This window comes from Achromobacter sp. 1011791174 (assembly GCF_059760925.1).
The window spans coordinates 1-14986 of sequence record NZ_JCBANH010000133.1 but is presented as its reverse complement, the minus strand read 5'-3'; the positions used below and the strand labels follow the sequence as shown (position 1 = coordinate 14986).

17 protein-coding genes are annotated in these 14986 nt (G+C 69.5%); 10 read left to right on the top strand and 7 right to left on the bottom strand.

The annotated features are described in order from the left end of the window. Window positions 1-102: 102 nt before the first annotated feature. Entirely contained in the window at window positions 103-2403 is a 2301-nt protein-coding gene (locus AC6LJ5_RS28270; RefSeq protein WP_103275993.1) for an NADP-dependent malic enzyme, read from the bottom strand. 122 nt (window positions 2404-2525) lie between these two features. On the opposite strand from AC6LJ5_RS28270, the gene AC6LJ5_RS28265 reads away from it, so the two are divergent. The 3 genes from AC6LJ5_RS28265 to AC6LJ5_RS28255 all read left to right on the top strand — a co-directional run bounded on the left by AC6LJ5_RS28265 (window position 2526) and on the right by AC6LJ5_RS28255 (window position 5431). Beyond that, the gene (locus AC6LJ5_RS28265) at window positions 2526-3485 is read left to right on the top strand and encodes a LysR substrate-binding domain-containing protein (protein WP_212316103.1); all 960 of its coding nucleotides are present in this window, start codon (window positions 2526-2528) and stop codon (window positions 3483-3485) included. Window positions 3486-3604: 119 nt separating this feature from the next. After that, complete coding sequence (locus AC6LJ5_RS28260; protein ID WP_103275995.1) at window positions 3605-4405, top strand: AraC family transcriptional regulator; 801 nt, start codon at window positions 3605-3607, stop codon at window positions 4403-4405. 93 nt (window positions 4406-4498) lie between these two features. Next, window positions 4499-5431 (top strand): DMT family transporter, encoded by a 933-nt coding sequence (locus AC6LJ5_RS28255; protein ID WP_498142244.1) that lies wholly within the window; start codon window positions 4499-4501, stop codon window positions 5429-5431. A 36-nt stretch (window positions 5432-5467) separates the two neighbouring features. Here AC6LJ5_RS28255 and AC6LJ5_RS28250 read toward each other — a convergent pair whose 3' ends face one another. Continuing rightward, window positions 5468-5944, bottom strand: coding sequence for a MarR family winged helix-turn-helix transcriptional regulator (locus AC6LJ5_RS28250; RefSeq protein WP_103275997.1), 477 nt, complete (start codon window positions 5942-5944; stop codon window positions 5468-5470). Between the two features lie 124 nt (window positions 5945-6068). After that, window positions 6069-6992: a LysR family transcriptional regulator gene (locus AC6LJ5_RS28245; RefSeq protein ID WP_498142243.1), complete on the bottom strand. Its 924-nt coding sequence runs from the start codon at window positions 6990-6992 to the stop codon at window positions 6069-6071. 242 nt (window positions 6993-7234) lie between these two features. Between AC6LJ5_RS28245 and AC6LJ5_RS28240 the strand changes: the two genes are divergently transcribed. Continuing rightward, entirely contained in the window at window positions 7235-8020 is a 786-nt protein-coding gene (locus tag AC6LJ5_RS28240) for a sulfite exporter TauE/SafE family protein (protein ID WP_498142242.1), read from the top strand. Between the two features lie 73 nt (window positions 8021-8093). Here the strand turns inward: AC6LJ5_RS28240 and AC6LJ5_RS28235 are convergent, their stop codons facing one another. Both AC6LJ5_RS28235 and AC6LJ5_RS28230 read right to left on the bottom strand, forming a co-directional pair. Next, entirely contained in the window at window positions 8094-8843 is a 750-nt protein-coding gene (locus tag AC6LJ5_RS28235; protein WP_392413770.1) for an SDR family NAD(P)-dependent oxidoreductase, read from the bottom strand. A gap of 137 nt (window positions 8844-8980) precedes the next feature. Beyond that, window positions 8981-9130, bottom strand: coding sequence for a hypothetical protein (locus AC6LJ5_RS28230; RefSeq protein ID WP_199770917.1), 150 nt, complete (start codon window positions 9128-9130; stop codon window positions 8981-8983). 315 nt (window positions 9131-9445) lie between these two features. Here AC6LJ5_RS28230 and AC6LJ5_RS28225 point away from each other — a divergent pair, with 315 nt between their 5' ends. Then, window positions 9446-10336 (top strand): alpha/beta fold hydrolase, encoded by an 891-nt coding sequence (locus tag AC6LJ5_RS28225; protein WP_498142241.1) that lies wholly within the window; start codon window positions 9446-9448, stop codon window positions 10334-10336. A 155-nt stretch (window positions 10337-10491) separates the two neighbouring features. Then, window positions 10492-10824 (top strand): hypothetical protein, encoded by a 333-nt coding sequence (locus AC6LJ5_RS28220; RefSeq protein WP_103276002.1) that lies wholly within the window; start codon window positions 10492-10494, stop codon window positions 10822-10824. A 17-nt stretch (window positions 10825-10841) separates the two neighbouring features. Here the strand turns inward: AC6LJ5_RS28220 and AC6LJ5_RS28215 are convergent, their stop codons facing one another. Together AC6LJ5_RS28215 and AC6LJ5_RS28210 are read right to left on the bottom strand one after the other, a co-directional pair. Beyond that, complete coding sequence (locus AC6LJ5_RS28215; RefSeq protein ID WP_498142240.1) at window positions 10842-11384, bottom strand: GNAT family N-acetyltransferase; 543 nt, start codon at window positions 11382-11384, stop codon at window positions 10842-10844. 23 nt (window positions 11385-11407) lie between these two features. Beyond that, complete coding sequence (locus tag AC6LJ5_RS28210) at window positions 11408-11980, bottom strand: helix-turn-helix domain-containing protein (protein WP_103276003.1); 573 nt, start codon at window positions 11978-11980, stop codon at window positions 11408-11410. A gap of 97 nt (window positions 11981-12077) precedes the next feature. On the opposite strand from AC6LJ5_RS28210, the gene AC6LJ5_RS28205 reads away from it, so the two are divergent. The 4 genes from AC6LJ5_RS28205 to AC6LJ5_RS28190 form a co-directional block, all read left to right on the top strand. Further along, complete coding sequence (locus AC6LJ5_RS28205; RefSeq protein ID WP_498142239.1) at window positions 12078-13622, top strand: phospholipase D family protein; 1545 nt, start codon at window positions 12078-12080, stop codon at window positions 13620-13622. Between the two features lie 72 nt (window positions 13623-13694). Further along, window positions 13695-14348 carry a DNA oxidative demethylase AlkB gene (gene alkB / locus AC6LJ5_RS28200; protein ID WP_369869716.1) on the top strand — a complete coding sequence of 218 codons (654 nt, stop codon included), beginning with the start codon at window positions 13695-13697 and terminating at the stop codon, window positions 14346-14348. 93 nt (window positions 14349-14441) lie between these two features. After that, complete coding sequence (locus AC6LJ5_RS28195) at window positions 14442-14825, top strand: VOC family protein (protein ID WP_103276006.1); 384 nt, start codon at window positions 14442-14444, stop codon at window positions 14823-14825. A gap of 29 nt (window positions 14826-14854) precedes the next feature. Continuing rightward, a partial coding sequence (locus AC6LJ5_RS28190) for an SDR family NAD(P)-dependent oxidoreductase (protein ID WP_498142245.1) occupies window positions 14855-14986 on the top strand: 132 nt, incomplete at its 3' end.

The following is a 14986-nucleotide window of genomic DNA, read 5'->3' as shown; positions in this document are numbered from 1 at the left end:
GGCGTTTTGTTTTCATCGCACGGCCGCCACGAACCCCGCGCGGCCCGCTACCTTGCGGGACCCGCTGGCCGGATTCGCGCCGGCGGGTTCCCGGCGCGAGACTCAGGCCGACGTTTCCGCGCGATTGGCGTCCAGCACCGTCATGGCCGTCATGTTGATGATGCGACGCACGGTCGAGCTGGAGGTCAGGATGTGCACCGGCGCGTTCGCGCCCAGCAGGAACGGACCCACCGCCACGTTGCCGCCGGCCGCCGTCTTGAGCAGGTTGTAGGCGATGTTGCCCGAGTCCACGTTCGGGCACACCAGCAGGTTAGCCTCGCCCTTGAGCGTGGACGAAGGCAGGATGCGCAGGCGCAGCGCCTCGTCCAGCGCGCAGTCGCCGTGCATCTCGCCGTCGATCTCCAGGTCCGGCTCCATCTGGCGCACCAGCTCCAGCGCGCGGCGCATCTTCGCGCCCGAGGCCGAGCTGCCCGAGCCGAAATTCGAGCGCGACAGCAGCGCGACCTTCGGCGCCAGGTTCATGCGGCGCATGGCTTGCGCCGCCATGCGCGTGAATTCGGCGATCTGCTCGGCCGTGGGTTCGTCGTTGACGTGCGTGTCCACCAGCACCACCGTGCGCTCGTTCAGCAGCAGGATGTTCATGGCGGCGTAGACGTTGTCGCCGGGGCGACGACCGATCACTTCATCAACGAAGCGCAGATGGTCGTGATAGGCGCCCACGGTGCCGCAGACCATGCCGTCGGCATCGCCCAGGTGCACCATCATCGCGCCGATCAGCGTCAGGCGGCGACGCATTTCCACGCGCGCCATCTCCTTGGTGATGCCGCGACGGCACATCAGCTCCCAGTACGTGGTCCAGTACTGATGGAAGCGTTCGTCATATTCGGGGTTGGTGACTTCCACGTCCTCGCCCAGGCGCAGGCGCAGGCCGAATTTCTCGATGCGCGACAGCAGCACGGCGGGACGGCCCACCAGGATGGGACGCGCCAGGCCTTCGTCGACGATGACCTGCACGGCGCGCAGCACGCGCTCATCTTCGCCCTCGGTGAAGACGATGCGGGATTTTCCGCCGCCGCGCACGATACGCTTGGCCGCCGAGAACAGCGGCTTCATGAAGGCGCCCGAGTGATACACGAACTGCTGCAGCTGTTCCTCGTACGCTTCCAGGTCCGCCAGCGGACGCGTCGCCACCCCGCCTTCCATCGCCGCCTTGGCCACCGCCGGCGCGATCCGCACGATCAGGCGCGGATCGAACGGCTTCGGAATCAGGTAGTCCGCCCCGAACGAGATGTCATACGTGCCATAGGCCGCCGCCACCACTTCGTTCTGCTCTTCCTCGGCCAACTCCGCGATCGCGTACACCGCCGCCTTTTCCATCTCGCGCGTGATCGTCGTCGCGCCCACGTCCAGCGCACCCCGGAAAATGTACGGGAAGCACAGCACGTTGTTCACCTGGTTCGGATAGTCCGAGCGCCCCGTGGCCATCACCACGTCGTCGCGCACCCCGTGCGCCACCTCCGGCAGGATCTCCGGCGTCGGGTTGGCCAGCGCCAGGATCAGCGGCCGAGTACCCATCGCCGCCACCATCTCCGGCTTGAGCACGCCCCCGGCCGACAGCCCCAGGAACACGTCCGCCCCCTCGATCACCTCGGCCAGCTTGCGCGCGTCCGTCTTCTGCGCGAAACGCGCCTTGTCCGGATCCATCAGCGTCGTGCGGCCCTCGTACACCACCCCTTCGATGTCCGTCACCCAGATGTTCTCCAGCGGCAGGCCCAGGTCCACCATCAGGTCCAGGCACGCCAGCGCCGCCGCCCCCGCGCCCGAGGTCACCACCTTCACCTGGTCGATCTGCTTGCCCACCACCTTCAGGCCATTGATGAACGCCGCCGACACGCAGATCGCCGTGCCATGCTGGTCATCGTGGAACACCGGGATCTTCATCCGCTCGCGCAGCTTGCGCTCCACCGTGAAACACTCCGGCGCCTTGATGTCCTCCAGATTGATCCCGCCGAACGTCGCCTCCAGACCGGCGATGATCTCCACCAGCTTGTCCGGGTCCGTCTCGTTGATCTCGATGTCGTACACATCCAGGCCGGCGAACTTCTTGAACAGCACCGCCTTGCCTTCCATCACCGGCTTGGACGCCAGCGCCCCGATATTGCCCAGGCCCAGCACCGCCGTGCCGTTGGTGATCACGCCCACCAGATTGCCCCGCGCCGTGTAGCGGAACACATTGGCCGGGTCGGCCACGATTTCCTCACAGGCCGCCGCCACGCCGGGCGAGTAGGCCAGCGCCAGGTCGCGCTGGTTGACCAGCGGCTTGGACGCCACGACCGAGATCTTGCCGGGGACCGGATACTGGTGATAGTCCAGGGCTGCCTGGCGGTCGGATGGGGAATTCATGGGGCGATGCCTCCTTGGGCTTGAAGTATGGAAAAATTCTAGGCCCAATGGCATAAGGTATTCATAAGGTTTTAATATTGTTCAATCATAAAAAACTTATGCCATGGCTATGACCCCAATATATGACCTCGTTTAATCCCGAGGAAGTCGTCCGGAAACTGGGCTCGCGCCTCAAGATGCGGCACCTGATGCTGCTGCTGCAGATCGAGCAGCACGGGTCGCTGACCCGGGTCGCCGAGCAGATGGCGACCAGCCAGCCGGCCGTGACCAATGCCCTGTCCGAACTCGAAAGCATGTTCGGCGTGCCGCTGTTCGAGCGCTCCGCGCGCGGCATGACGCCGACCCCGCTGGGCGCGGTGGTGCTGGCGCGCGCCCGCGCCCTGGTCCACGATCTGGGCCACATGGTCCAGGAAATGGAAGCGCTGGCCACCGGCCACGCGGCGCACCTGAACATCGGCGCCATTCCCTTCGTCTCGGGCCAGATGCTGTCGGCCGCCATCGGCCGCACCCTGCCGCAAGGCCGCGGCATCACCGCCACCATCCACGAGGGCCAGGGCCCCGCCCTGCTGCGCCAGCTACGCGACCATACGCTGGATATCGTGGTCGGCTGGGCCACGCCATCCGTGGACCTGAGCGGCATGCGCTTCGAGACGCTTTACCACCAGCCGCCCCGGCTCATCGCCAGTCGCCGGCTGGCCGCCCGGCTGGGCCGCTCGCGGCTGGAATGGAACATGCTGGCGGACCTGGACTGGATCCTGGGCACGGCCGACAGCCCGATCCGCGAGCAGGTGGCCTACATCTTCCTGCGGGCCGGCCTGGCCCCGCCCACGCCGCTGGTGCAAAGCGACTCGGCCAAGCTGATCGGCGAAATGATCGTGGCCAACGAACGCGCCGTCTCCATCCTGCCGGCCGATATCGCCGAGGAGCTGGTGCGCATCGCCGGCGTGGCCATCGTGCCCTACTCGCTGGACTGGACGATGCCGCCCATCTCGCTGTTCATGCGCGACGAAGGCCCGAGCCGCAATGTCGAGGCGCTGTTCTCGGCGGCGCTACGCGAGGTCTATACGCACGGCCTGCGCTGAGGCCCGTTCGGGCGCGCCGCTGGCGCCGACCGACGCGGCCCGCCCGGGCGCTTGCCGTGCGCCCGCGCGCCGCGCGATACTGCAAGCCCCGCGTTCCCTGCCTTCCGGCGGCCCGTTCCATGCCCGCAAGCCAGTTCCTCATGCAGCGCAGCGCCCTGGCCGGCGTGCAGGCCGTGGCCGCGCGCAGCAACCGGACCTTCGCACGCCACTCGCACGAACAGTTCGGCATCGGCGTGATCCGCCATGGCGCGCAGGCCTCGCACAGCGGACGCGGCCAGGTGCAGGCCCAGGCCGGGCAGGTCATCACCGTCAATCCCGGTGAAATCCATGACGGCGCGCCGCTGGGCGACGCCGGCCGCGCCTGGCAGATGCTCTACCTGGATCCCTCGGTCGCCGCCGAAGCGGCCCGCGAGTTCCTGCCCGCCGGCGAATTCGAATTTCCGCAGCCTGTGTTCGACGACCCCGTCCTGGCCCGGGATGTGCTGGCGCTCTATGCGCAAGCCATCGCCAGTGCCGAAGCGCTGGCCTGCGACGCGCTGCTGCTGCGCGTGCTGGCGCGCGCGGCGGGCGGACGCCGCGCCGCCGCCGCGCCATCCGCGCCCTCGGCCATCCGTCACGCCCGCGCCCGCATCGATGACGATCCGGCAGCCAGCCTGTCGCTGGCCGATCTGGCCGCCGCCTGCGGCCTGAGCCGCTACCAGACGCTGCGTGCCTTTGCCCGCGACACCGGCATGACACCGCATGCTTACCAGGTCCAGCGCCGGCTGTTGCTGGCGCGCGGCTGGATCCGGGCCGGCGCCACGCTCGCCGACGCGGCCGCGGCCGGCGGTTTCTCGGACCAGAGCCACATGACCCGCCTGTTTGTCCGCGCCTACGGGCTGTCGCCGGGCCGCTACGCGGCCGCCGCGCGTCCCGCCTGAGCGCCCGCTCGCAGCCCCCCGCAATTTCGTTCAAGACCCGCCGGTGGCCGTCCGCCTACGCTGCACGCTTTTCCACGGAAAGGCCGGACGTCCATGAGCAGCGCAGCAAGCAAGCCACTTCAATCCTCGGGCGAGCGAATGCAAGGCTACGCCTGCCTGGCCGCCGCGATGGCGCTGGTCGGCAGCACGGTGGTCGCCAGCAAGATCATCGCGGCAGGGCTCCCCCCTTTCACCGCCACCGCGCTGCGCTTCGCGCTGGCCCTGCCCTGCTTCCTCCTGATCATGAAACTGACCGGCGCGTCCCTGCCCCGACTCGGCGCACGCGACTGGGCGTTGCTGACGGCGCAGGCCGCCGCCGGCAGCGTGGGCTACACGGTGCTGCTCATCACCGGCCTGCAGCGCGCCTCGGCGGTGGACGCCGGCATCATCCTGGGCGCATTGCCGCTGGTGTCCGCCGCCCTGGCCGTGACGCTGCTGGGCGAACGGCCCGGCCGCGCCACGCTGGTCGCGATCGCGATCGCCACGGCGGGCGTATGGCTGACAATGGCCAGCCCCGCCGGCCCTGAAGGCGCCTCGTCATTGGCGGGCAATGCGCTGGTGCTGGGCGCCGTGTGCTGCGAAGGCCTGTTCATCCTGCTGCACAAGCGGCTGCGCACGCCGGTGCCGCCGCTCGCGCTGTCGACCATCATGACCGCCATCGGCCTGGCCGCCTCGGCGCTGGCGAGCCTGCTGGCCGAGGCGCCCTGGACGCTGGCGCTGCCCGCCGACGCGGTGCTGGCCGTGGCCTATTACGCGCTGGCGCCCACGGTGGGCGGCTTCCTGCTGTGGTACGCGGGCGCCGCCCGCAGCAATGGCGCGGAAGCCGCGCTGTTCACCGCGGTCGCGCCGGTATGCGCCGTACTGCTGGCGGCGGGCCTGCTGGGCGAGGCGCTGCAGACCCGCCAGCTCGCCGGCATGGCCTGCGTGCTGGCGGCGATCGCGCTGCTGGGACTGTCGAACCGCGCCTCCGCTCGCGGCCCGCGCTAAGGCGCGGACACCATCAGGCGCACGCCGCGTCCGTCCCTAGCCCCGGCTGAACGCCAGCGCGAAATCCTCGGAGAATATCTCGGCCAGCGCGCGCCGCAACGCGACGGCGCGCTCGGCGCCGTAAGCGGCCTCGAAGCGGGCCTGCGCGTCGGTCCACAGGCGGCGCGACTGCGTCAGCTTCTCGCAACCGGCATCGGTGAGCGCGACGCGGCGACTGCGTCCGTCGCGCAGGTCGCGCGTGGTGCGGACATAACCATCTCGCACCAGGGGCTTGAGGTTGTGCGCCAGCGCCGAACGATCCAACACCAGCAGGCGGGCCAGGTCGGTCATGGACGGCGCGCCGGCGCGCGCGATGTGAGACAGGATGGAATGCTGCGACACCTTCAGCCCGCACGGCGCGAGCACGGCATCGTAGAGCTGCGAGACACGGCGGGTGGCCTTGCGCAAGGCCGCGCCATGGCAAATCAGGGAATCCTCGCGCTCGATCGGAAAAACGGCAATGACGTCGGACATAGCGGTTCGGACGGCAAGAGGTGGCGGGAAGCGGCGGGACAGCCGGACGCCGCAGGGCAAGCCCACGGCGCGGCCGGAACCTCATACGCTACAACCGGCGCTTCGGACAGTCCAGCCCCGCCCCCTATTCCACCGACGCCGGCGCCGCCTCGCTGCGGGTAGCGCCCGGCGCGCCGCGCAGGGCATGAGCCACCAGTTCCTCGGCATAGGCGGGCAGGTCGCCGCGCACGCACAGCACGAGATCGCGCGCGGCCCAGTCATCGCTCAGATCCAGACGCCGGAAGCCGGCCGAACGCCCGTGGCGGACGGCGGCGGCGCGCGGCACGACCGCCACGCCCACGCCCTGGCCCACCATCCGGCAGACCGCGTCGAAACCGCGCAGCCGCACGCGGTAGGACAGGCTCTTGCCATCGCGGCGCGCGTGCTGCGCGATGTGCTCCTGCAAAGCGCTGCCTTGGACCAGCCCGACGAAATCCTCGTCCGCCGCGTCGGCCAGCGCGACGACGCCGCGCGCGGCCAGCGCATGCCCCGAGGGCACGATCAGGCATAGCGGATCGTGGCGGAACACCGCCACCCGCAGGCCGCCCAGATCGGCCGAGTCCGCCAGCACGCCGATGTCACAGGTGCCGGCGCGCAAGGCGTCGGCGATCTCGTGGCTGGGCCGCTCTTCCAGGTCCACCGACACGCGCGGATGACGCTGCAGGAATTCGCCCAGCACCGGCGGCAGATGCTCGCTCAGCGCCGTGGTGTTGCATTGCACGCGCACCAGTCCCTTCAAGCCCTGGCCGTACTGGTCCAGGTCGCCGCGCATGCGGTCCATCTGCGCCAGCACCAGCCGCGCGTGATGCGCCAGCGTGCGCCCGGCCGGCGTCGGCTCCGCGCCGCGCGGGCCGCGCAACAGCAAGGGCACGCCCAGCGTGTCTTCCATGCCGCGCACGCGCTCGCTGGCCGAGGCCAGCGTCATGTTGGAACGCCGGGCGCCGGCGGTGATGGAGCCCGTTTCCTGCACATGCAGGAACAGCCGCAGGTCGGTGAGATCGAAGCGCATGCAAGGATCGTAGCACCGCAGGCTATGGAATTTCCGAACCCGGCATACGCAAGTTCCCGATAGGGCCGCGCCGGATACGCGCCGAAAATGAACGACACGCCCGCATCCACAACCTTTATTCCGGTGTTCTCCATGCAAATCCGAACCACGTCCACCCGCTATTCCGATCTTGCCGCGCCTGCCTTGCCATCAGTCTCTTCCATAGCCTCGGCAGTCGACACCGACCACCGGGAGGCCCGGCCATGAGTCCCGCCGACCTGATGATGCCCGGCGCCACGCCACTGCTGGCGGCCGCGGCGGCGGCCGTGTTCCTCCTGGCCGGCGTAGTCAAGGGCGTGGTCGGGCTGGGGCTGCCCACCATTTCCATGGCCCTGCTGGCGCTGATCATGGCGCCCGCGCAAGCCGCCGCGCTGCTGGTGGTGCCATCGCTGGTCACCAACCTGTGGCAGGCGCGGCCCGCCGCGACCTTCGGCCCGATCTGGCGCCGCATCGCCGGCATGCAGGCGGGCGCTTGCGCCGGCACACTGGCGGGCGCCTGGTGGCTGGGCGCGCCATCCGGCGTCTGGGCAGGCGTATGCCTGGGCGTCGCGCTGGTCCTGTACGCGGCCTGGGGCCTGTTCGGTTCGCCACCCTCCATTCCCAAGCGGTGCGAAGGCGCGCTGGGCCTGGCGGTGGGCGCCGCGACGGGACTGGTCACCGCAGCCACCGGCGTGTTCGTGATCCCGGCCGTGCCCTATCTGCAGGCGCTGAACCTGGGCAAGGACGGGCTGATCCAGGCCATGGGAATCTCCTTCTCGGTGTCCACGCTGGCGCTGGCGGCGGGCCTGTGGCTGAACGGCAGCTACGGCGCGGATGCGGCGGGCGCTTCGCTGCTGATGCTGCTGCCCGCGCTACTGGGCATGGGACTGGGACAATGGCTGCGCGGCCGGCTGTCGCCGCGCGTCTTCAAGCTGTGCTTCATGGCGAGCCTGGCGCTGCTGGGCATCTACCAGGTTTTCCAGGGTCTGGCTGGCGCGAGCCATTCCTAGGGGCGAGCAAGGCCGCTTGCCAAGCGGTCGGGGGTGCTTGCGTCCTGACGCCCCGCGTCGCCTTCCCCGCGCCTCACGCGGCCAGGCGGCGCTCGTCGAGCGGACCGATGGCGATCGACATCTCGCGCCAGCGCGCCAGCTCTTGCTGCACCGATTGGATCTTGATGCGCGCCTGATCGAAGGCGTCCCGGCCCAGGAACAGATGCCGTGGCGCGTACTGGGCCTGCGAGGCCTGGATAAGGGTACGCGCGACCTGGGCCGGCACGCGCGCCGCGCCCGGGTAGACCAGCGTGACGCGCACGCCATGCGGCGCGGCTTCGACGGCCAGGGCCTCGGTCAGGCCGCCCAGCGCGAACTTGGCCGCGCTGTACGCGCCCCAGCCCTCAGCCGCGCCATCGAAGCCCAGGATCGACGACACATTGAACACATGCCCGCCACGCTGCGCGCGCAGGCGCGGCATGGCGGCGCGTATCACGTTCATGGCGCCGAAGACGCCGATATCGAAACCCTCGCGCAGCGCCGCGTCGGACAGCTGATCCAGCGGCCCCCGCGCGGCGCAGGCGGCGTTGTTCACCACCACGTCCAGGCCGCCGAAGGCGGCATGCGCCGCGTCGACCGCGCGCCGCACGCTGCGTTCATCGCCCAGGTCCACGGCCAGCGGCAGCAGGCGGCCATCGAGCGCCGCGCCGGTCGCTTCCAGCAGGGCGTCCACGTCGCGCGAGGTCGCCGCCACGCGATGGCCCTGCTCCAGCAGGGCCTTGACCAGCGCCAGTCCCAATCCCGCGGAGGCCCCGGTCACAAACCAGATTTTTCCGGATTCCATGCTCATCCCTTCCCTAGAACCCGGCGCGGGCCGGATGGCGCCGCGCCATGGAAAGGAATGTTAGAAAACGAGGCGCGCGGCGTACAGCCGCGTTCTTGCGGGAAACCTGCCTAATCCTGCAATCCCGCCAAACAGCTTCAGCCCAGCGCGCTGCGATAGTGCCCGGCGTCGAAGGCCGGCGCATCAGCCGCCAGCGCCGGCGCGGCCTCGTCCTGCGCGGGCTCCCCTGCAACAACCCCGAACAGCGACAGTTCGGCCCTGACCAATGCTTGAACAAAATCCGTCATGATGTTTTCTCCATGCTGAGATGATGCGCTCGCCGCCCGCCAGGCCGGCGGCGCGGAAACAGCAGGGGTTCATCTTGGCCGCAGGCCATCAGGACGTCCATTTGGTTTGTTCAATCGCGGCGATTGACGCCGGATTTGGAACCGTTGCGGATGGCCGCGCCGGACGGAGCACCGACGCGCCGGCAACCGCCGCTGTCGCCCGCCGACAGCAAGTCTTTGGTCATGATTCGTGGACAACAACGCGGAATTATTCACCAATCAAGATCTTCAACGCTCCTATGATCCAAGCGTGACGACTCTCAGGAATGCTCCACCATGTCCGCCTATCACCACGTAGAGACCTCGCAGCTGGACATCGCCTATCTGGAATGGAATCCGGCCGGCGCGCGCACCGCCGTGCTGCTGCATGGCTGGCCCGACAGCCCCGAATGCTGGAACAGCGTGGCAGACAAGCTGGCCGCCTCGGGCTACCGTGTGCTCTGCCCGGCGCTGCGCGGCTTCGGCCCGACCCGCTTCCTGCGCGCCGACACGCCCCGCAGCGGCGAACTGGCCGCATTGGGCCGCGACCTGCTGGACTTCCGCTCGGCGCTGGGCCTGGAGCGCCCCGTGCTGGTCGGCCACGACTGGGGCGCGCGCGCCGCGGGCAACGCCTGCGGCCTGGACGCCGACGCGGCCTCGCACCTGGTGCTGCTATCGGTCGGCTACGGCACCAACAGCCCGGACCAACCCGTGCCGCTGTCCCAGGCACGCAATTACTGGTACCACTGGTTCATGGCCACGCCCAGGGGCGCGGCCACCGTCCGTGACAGCCGGCGGGAATTCACCCGCTACATGTGGGACACCTGGTCGCCCGCCGGCTGGTACGAAGAAGCCGATTTCGACGAAGCCGCCCGCGCCTTCGACAATCCGGACTGGGCCGAGGTGGTGCTGCACTCCTATCGCCAGCGCTGGGGCCACGCCCAGGGCGACCCGGCCTATGCCGAAGATGCCGCGCGCCTGACGCCCGCGCCGGAGCTGGCCGTGCCGACCCTGGTGCTGCACGGCGGGGCCGACGCCTGCAACTCGCCCGCCACGTCCGAGGGCAAGGACGCTTATTTCAGCGGCCGCTATCAACGCCGCGTGCTGGACGGCATTGGCCATTTCCCGCAACGCGAGGCGCCGCAGGCGGTGGCCCAGGCCATCCTGAGATTCTGCGAACCGGCCTGAAACCGGGCGCGGGATCCGTCCGTACACGGCTCGTCAGCCGGCCCGCGCCCCTGCACGCCCCCGGAATGACGGATAATTCGGTCTGTGCGCCGCCGCCCCGCCGGGCGGCGGTTTTTCGCGGGCCTGTCGCCCGCGCCCGTAATCCGGAGTCAGCTATGTATCGCGGCATCGAGGCGATCGAACATTTCATGGAATCCATCGGCCTCGTCTGGCGGCCCGGCGCCACCGCAAGCGCGGAGCTGCGCGCCAGCTACCGCATCGGCAATACTCGCCCGCTGGGCATTGATTGCACGCTGGTGGAATTCCACTGCGACGCCAAGCGTCCGAAGATCTGGGTGCCCGAGTTCTCGCGCACCAGCTTCCACCAATGGTTCGAAGTGCCCTACCAGGATTTCGAGTTCACGCCCGGCGGCTCGATGCTGAAGATCAAGGCCGCCGCGCGCGGCAACGCGCCCCCGTACAGCGTGGGCCTCAAGCCGCTGGCCTGACGCCCGCGCAAGGGCGGCTACAGCTGCTTGTACATGATGGTGGTGCCGTCCAGCCGGTGCGCGTCATGCGAATCGCGGCTGAAGCCCGGGATGACGCCCACCGTCACATACCCCAGCGAGGCATACAAGGGCTCGGCGCGATCGCCGGTGCGCGTGTCCAGCGTGATCAGGCTGCGCCCGGCAGCCACGGCCAGCGCCTCGACCTTTGCCATCAAGGCCCGCGCGATGCCCTGGCGCCGGAAATCCGGATGCACCAGCAGCTTGCGCACCTCGGCGCGGTGCGGTTGATTGGGCGGGGTGTCGCAATCGAGCTGCACCGCGCCGGCCAGCCTGCCGTCCTGCCAGGCGGCCACCAACAGCAGGCCGCCCCCGGCCACGCCGGGCAGCACCTTGTCGCGCCAGAACGCCAGCGCGTCGTCCGGGCTGTACGGCAGGACGAAGCTGACGCTGGCGCCCGCGTGCACGCTGGCGTGCAGCAGCTCCGCCAGTTCCGGCAGCAGGGTTTCGGTTTCGGCGGCCGAGAGCATGGCCATGCGCAGGGAGGCAAGATGGTCGGGCATGTAGCACCTGTAGACGTTGTGGTTCAGACGATGAAAAGCAGGTAGCGGGCGCCGCTGTCCCGCGGCGTCTCGAAAAGGCTGGCTCCGGCCAGCTGGTAGCGCAGGCAGTCGCCCGGACGCAGCCCGTGGCGGCGGCCATCCACGGTGATGTGCAGCGCGCCTTCCAGCATCAGCAGATGGTGTTCCAGATTCGGACGCGGCGGCTGCGGGTATTCGATGCGGGCACCGGCGTCCAGCTCGCAGGCCAGCACTTCCCCGGCCAGCGCGGCCGCCGGCGGCGAGACCGAGCGGCGCCGGAAGCCCGCGCTCGCATCGACCCAGACCGGCTGCGCGCTTTCGGGCACCAGCGGCGCGAAGTCGTCTTCCACCATCAGCATCAGCCGCGACATGGTCAGGCCGTAGGCGGCGCACAGCCGCCCCAGCACGCTGGCCGTGGGGCTGACCTCGGCGTTTTCCAGCCTCGACAGCGTGGCGCGGCTGACGCCGGCCCGGCCGGCCAGTTCGTCCAGGGACCAGCCGCGTTCCTGGCGCAGGCCCTTCAGGCGCGAGGCGATGCGCATGTCCAGGCCGTGATCGAATTCGGGATTATTTTCCATATTTGGGATTTTTTCTCAAATAAGAAATTCCGTCAAGCGAGCCCGCGTCCGCTCCGCCCGTCAACCACGCCCCGCCGAATTCGGCACAATAGGGCCCATGTTCCTGGCTCGATACCTGATCATGCCGATTCTCTGCCTGGGCCTGCTGGCCGGCTGCGCCCTGCCCTCGCAGGAACAGCGCAGCCAGTCGCAGGCGCTCGATCCCGACGCGGCGGCGGCCACCCCGCTGGGCCGCGCCATCGCGCCCGTCGCCGCCGGCCACGCCGGCCTGTCCGGCATCCACCCGCTGGCCGACGCCCACGACGCCTTCGCCGCGCGCATGATGCTGGCGCGCGCCGCCGAGCGCAGCCTGGACGTGCAGTACTACATCTGGCGCGGCGACATGACCGGCATGATGCTGCTCGAAGCGCTGCACGAAGCCGCCGATCGTGGCGTGCGCGTGCGCCTGCTGCTGGACGACAACGGCACCTCGGGCCTGGACCGCGAGCTGGCCGCGCTGGACGGACATCCCAACATCGAAGTGCGGCTGTACAACCCCTTCGCGCTGCGCTGGCCCAAGACGCTGGGCTACCTGACCGACTTCAGCCGGCTCAACCGGCGCATGCACAACAAGTCCTTCACCGCCGACAACCAGGCCACCATCATCGGCGGCCGCAACGTTGGCGATGAATATTTCGGCGCCGCCAACGGCGTGCTGTTCACCGACCTGGACGTGCTGGCGATCGGCGCGGCGGTGCAGGACGTGTCCGCCGATTTCGACCGTTACTGGGCCAGCGACTCGGCCTATCCGGTGGCGCGCCTGCTCAAGCCGGCCGAGGCGGGCGCGCTGGACCTGCTCAAGCGACGCGCCGACGACATGGAACGCTCGTCCGACGCCGCCGCCTATGCCGAGGCCATGCGCGCCCTGCCCTTCATCCGTCAGTTGCTCAAGGGCGAGCTGGAACTGGAATGGGCGCCCACGCGCATGGTCAGCGACGATCCGCGCAAGACCCTGGGCACCGCGCCGCCAGAGGCCATGCTGCCGCATCAGTTGCACGAGATCATCGGCAAGCCCACCCAGTCACTGGATCTGGTGTCGCCCTACTTCGTGCCCGGCGAATCCGGCACGCGCGCCTTCAGCGACATGGCCCGCGCCGGCGTGCGGGTGCGCGTGCTGACCAACTCGCTGGAAGCCACCGACGTGGCGGCCGTGCACTCCGGCTACGCCAGGCGCCGCGCCGATCTGCTGGCGGGCGGGGTGGAGCTGTTCGAAATGAAGCGCGCCGCCGGCGGCGGACGCAACAAGAACCTGGGCCCGCTGGGCAGCTCCGGGTCCAGCCTGCACGCCAAGACCTTCGCGGTAGACGGCCAGCGCATCTTCGTCGGCTCGTTCAATTTTGATCCCCGCTCGGCCAGGCTCAACACCGAACTCGGCTTCATCATCGACAGTCCCAGGCTGGCCGGCCAGATCTCGACGGCCTTCACGCGCGACGTGCCGACCACGGCCTATCGCGCGCTGCTGGACGAACGCGGCAAGGTCTACTGGCTGGAACTGCGCGACGACGGCCAGACCGTACGTTATGACAGCGAACCCGGCGCCAGCGTCTGGCAGCGCCTGTCGGTCTGGTTCATCTCGCTGCTGCCGGTGGAGTCCTTGCTGTAATCACAGCCAGGACGCGACGCAACAAGCGGAGCGCGCCTCAGCCCGCGCGGCGGCATACTGAACATCATGAGCATGAACCTGGATCTTTTCGACGAGGCCGACCCCCAGCCCGCCCGCAGCGAATCCATCGGCCCGCGATCCGTGGTGCTGCGCGGCTACGCCCTGCCCGTCGCCGACGCCCTGCTGCAATCCCTGGACGAAGTGATCCGGCAGTCGCCGTTCCGACGCATGGAAACCCCCGGCGGCCATCTGATGTCTGTCGCACTGAGCAATTGCGGCCGGCTGGGCTGGACCACGGACCACGACGGCTACCGCTACACGCCGGCCGACCCGCTGTCGGGGCGGCCCTGGCCCGACATGCCGCCGGCCTTCGCCGCCCTGGGACGCGAGGCCGCCGCCGCGGCCGGCTTTGCCGGCTTCGAACCGGACGCCTGCCTGCTCAACCGCTACGAGCCGGGCGCGCGCATGTCCTTGCACCAGGACCGCAACGAGCGCGATTTCAGCGCGCCCATCGTGTCGGTGTCGCTGGGCATGCCGGCGGTGTTTCTTTTCGGTGGCCTGGCGCGCTCGGACCCCGCCGCCCGCGTGCCGCTGTTCCACGGCGACGTGGTGGTCTGGGGTGGCGCGGACCGCCTGCGTTTCCACGGCGTGCTGCCGCTGAAGGACAGGCCGCATCCGCGCCTGGGCAGCCTGCGTCTGAACCTCACGCTGCGCAAGGCGGGTTAAGACGGAGGGCCCGATCCGGCCCGCCGGACCAAGGCGGGCGGAACCGGTTAGCATAGGCGCACGCTTTCCCTACACCCTCAAGAGAACAACGATATGCACGCGCTGGGCCGACTCGTCATCCTGGTCACCGACTACGACACCGCGATCGCCTTCTACCAGGACAAGCTGGGCATGGAGGTCTTCGTCGACATGGCCGTCGGCGCCCAGCGCTACGTGCACCTGCGCCTGCCCGAACAGCCCTCGGTGGGCGTATGGCTGCTGCAGGCGCAAACGCAGGCGCAGCGCGACCGCGTGGGCGACCAGACCGGCGGCCAGCCGGTGGGCGTGTTCTACACCAGCGACACGCGCCGCGACCACGCGCGCTTCGCCGCGCAGGGCGTGCGTTTCACGCGCGAGCCCGTCGAGGACGCCGTCGCGGTGTACGCGCATTTCATCGATCTGTACGGCAACGAATTCGTACTCGTGCAACTGAAGTGAGCCGCGCGGCTCACGCGAAGGAACCCGCCATGGACCTGCAGCTTGAAGGCAAACGCGTGCTCATCACGGGCGCGTCCAAGGGCATCGGGCTGGCGGCGGCGCTGGCCTTCGCCCGCGAAGGCGCCAGTCCCACCCTGGTCGGCCGCGACCCGGCCGCGCTG